Origin of the sequence: Actinokineospora sp. (genome assembly GCF_050699995.1) — a bacterium.
Classification (GTDB): domain Bacteria; phylum Actinomycetota; class Actinomycetes; order Mycobacteriales; family Pseudonocardiaceae; genus Actinokineospora.
Genome location: NZ_JBOHGC010000347.1, coordinates 1 through 2,913, shown reverse-complemented (window position 1 = coordinate 2,913; position 2,913 = coordinate 1). Strand labels below are relative to the sequence as shown.

Sequence of the window (2,913 nt, the reverse complement as noted above, 5' to 3'; positions counted from 1 at the left end):
TGCGCAGGTTGGGGCGGCAGGCGGCCCGCCGGGTCGGCCCGGACCGGCGCACCCGGCAAACCCCGTCCGCCCGCTGGCGCAAGACCCAGGACCGCATCCGCCGGCTGCACACGAGGGTGGTCGATGCCCGCCGCGACGGGCTGCACAAGCTGTCCACCCGCCTGGTCCGCACCCACGGGACGATCGTGGTCGAGGACCTCCACGTGGCCGGGATGCTCCGCAACCGGCGCCTGGCCCGGCACATCGCCGGGGTCGGCATGGGCGAACTACGCCGGCAGATCACCTACAAGACGGGGTGGGCCGGGGGGCGCGTGCATTTGGCTTCTCGGTGGTTCCCGTCGTCGAAGACCTGCTCGGCCTGTGGTGCGGTGAAAACCAAGCTGCGCCTGTCCGAACGGACGTTTAGCTGCGAGCAGTGCGGACACGCGCTGGATCGCGATCTCAACGCCGCCCGCAACCTCGCCGCACTTGTAGTCGAGGTTGCGGGTGGGATGGCCTCCCCGAGTTGCGGGGCGACACAAAACGAGCCCGATGGAAACCCACGTAAGACCCGCACCACGCGGGCAAGGGGTACCGCCACGGGAAGACCCGGCCACGAGACCGGGCCAACGCCGCACCGCAAGGTGACGGCTCACGACGCGATTCCATACGTTCGTGAACAGGACCGGAAACGATGCGCATGACACGAGCGGACGTTGCGGTCCCCTTTGTCCGGCCAGGGGAGGTGGCGAGCCGGACCGCCATCCGGCGGGCGAACCTCGGGCTGGTGCTGCGGGACCTCAACACCCACGGCTCCCGGTCGCAGACCCAGTTGGCCGAGGATCTGAAGCTGCCGAAGGCCACGGTGTCCACGCTGGTCAGCGAGCTGATCGAGCTGGACCTGGTCTACCAGACCGACGCCACCAGGGCAGGCGCCGTCGGGCGGCCGCGGCGAACAGTGGAACTGCGCGGCACCGCCATCTGCGGGCTCGGCGTCGAGATCACCGTCGACAACGCCCGCGTGATCGCCCTCGACCTGCGCGACGAAGTGTTGCTCGACCGCGAGATCGTCATCGACCGACCCGATCCCGACACCGTGCTCGACGCGGTCGCGGGCCTCATCGGCGAAGCCCTGGGCTCGCTGGCGGAGTCCGACAGCCAGGTACTCGGCATCACCATCGCCGCGCCGGGCCAGATGGACCGCGACACCGGCGTGTTACGCTTCGCCGCCCCCCTCGGCTGGTCGGACGTGCGGCTGGTCGACGGGTTGGTCGAGCGACTGGGCGGGAACGTCCTCCCGATCCGCATCGACAACGACGCCCGACTCGGCGCGGTCGCCGAGTACGCGGTGGCCCGCACCGAGGGCATCCACGACCTGCTGTACGTGACCGGCGGGGTCGGCATGGGCGCCGGAATCCTGGTCGACGGCCAGATCCTGCGTGGTGCCATGGGCTTCGCGGGCGAGATCGGCCACCTGCCCCTGGGCCGCCCCGGCCTCGCCTGCCCGTGTGGGCGCAGCGGATGCGTGGAGGCCACGGTCGGCGTGACCGCGTTCCTCGGCGCCATAACCGAACGACCGCATTCCCTGCGCGACCTGGACCAGCTGATGACCACCCTGCGATCCCGCGCCGACGCCGGCGACCCCAGCGTCCTGGCCGCGCTGGGCACGGTCGGCCAAGGCCTCGGCGTCGTCGTCGGCATGCTTATCGACGTGCTCAGCCCCCGAGCAGTGATCCTCGGCGGCTACTTCTCCTACTTCGGCGACCACCTCCTGACGCATGTGCGCGGCGCTGTGGAGGCACGGGCGATCGCGGGCCAAGCAGGCGGCTGCGAGATCAAAACCTCCACCTTCGGCTTCACCGGCCCCGCCCGCGGCGCCGCCCACACCGCGCTGGAAGCCGTCTTCACCGATCCGGTCGCCTGCATGGAACACGCGGGCCGGTAGGTCCCGCTCGCCTACCACCTCTTACAGCGCTGCGTCGCAGCTTCTCCCGCATCGGCGACCACCTCACCCACAGCCGCAACGCCGTCGAGGCGCGAGCATCGCGAGCCAAGCCGGCGGCTGCGAGATCAACCCCACGTTCGGCTTCCCCGGCCCCGCCCGCGGCACCGCTCACAACACCGTGAAACGCCGTTCACGGACCCATCGCCTGCATGGAGCACGCGAACCGGTAGTCCCCGCTCGCCCTGCCCACGCAACAGTCACCTAAGGGGACCGTGGCGGCAAATGACCACGGCTACAACGCGCCCGCCGGTTGCCCACGTGAGGCAACCAGGCTTAGCGGTCCGGGGAGGCGGAACGGTCCAGGAGATCGCCCAGCGCACGGGCGGGTTCTGGAAGCCGAGCCCCGGCTCGGTCTACCCCACACTGCAGTTGCTCGCCGACGAAGGCCTGGTCCGCGCGATGGACGGGGACGGCGGCAAGTGCCTGTTCGAGCTGACCGAGGACGGGGCCGCCGCCGTCGAGCAGTTCGGCGATACCGCGCCGTGGGACCACGTCACCGCGGGAGTCGACCCGACCGAGGTCAGCCTGCGCGGCGCCATGGGCCAGTTCAGCGCGGCCGTCAGCGGCGTGTCCCAGGCCGCGAACGCCCGGCAGAAGGCCAAGGCGATCGAGATCATCAACGAGGCCCGGCGCCAGCTCTACGCGGTGCTCGGCGAAGAGGACTAAGCGAGGATCAGGCCGGTGGGCTTGCGCCGGATCAGCACCCGGTAGCCCACCGTGAACTCGAGTCCCGGCACCTCCGCGAGCGCGCGCGCCGCCACGGCCGCCGAGAACTCGATCCGCAGGACCGCCTCCATGCTCTTCCGGTCGGCGAAACGCCATACCGTAGACACCCGGTGGCGATCGAACCCTTTGAGGTCGAAGAACTTGTCGACCTCCGCCGGATCGTATTCCGGCAGGTCAGCCCGCATCCACCGGCCGTACGGCGG

General features: G+C 70.5%; 3 protein-coding genes and 1 pseudogene. 3 read left to right on the top strand and 1 reads right to left on the bottom strand.

Annotated features, from left to right (window positions below; translation table 11 throughout):
- From ACRDSQ_RS17095 to ACRDSQ_RS17085, 3 genes are all read left to right on the top strand, one after another.
- The coding region (locus ACRDSQ_RS17095) for an RNA-guided endonuclease TnpB family protein (RefSeq protein ID WP_431422339.1) at positions 1 to 683 on the top strand (683 nt) is incomplete at its 5' end.
- 41 nt (positions 684 to 724) lie between these two features.
- A complete protein-coding gene (locus ACRDSQ_RS17090) occupies positions 725 to 1,924 on the top strand; it encodes an ROK family transcriptional regulator (RefSeq protein ID WP_431422337.1) in 1,200 nt (399 codons plus the stop codon).
- A gap of 318 nt (positions 1,925 to 2,242) precedes the next feature.
- On the top strand, positions 2,243 to 2,650 hold the full coding sequence (locus tag ACRDSQ_RS17085) for a PadR family transcriptional regulator (protein ID WP_431422335.1): 408 nt from the start codon (positions 2,243 to 2,245) through the stop codon (positions 2,648 to 2,650).
- Here the strand turns inward: ACRDSQ_RS17085 and ACRDSQ_RS17080 are convergent.
- Positions 2,647 to 2,913, bottom strand: a pseudogene (locus ACRDSQ_RS17080) (SAM-dependent methyltransferase); the annotation flags it as partial. The gene ACRDSQ_RS17085 and the pseudogene ACRDSQ_RS17080 overlap by 4 nt on opposite strands.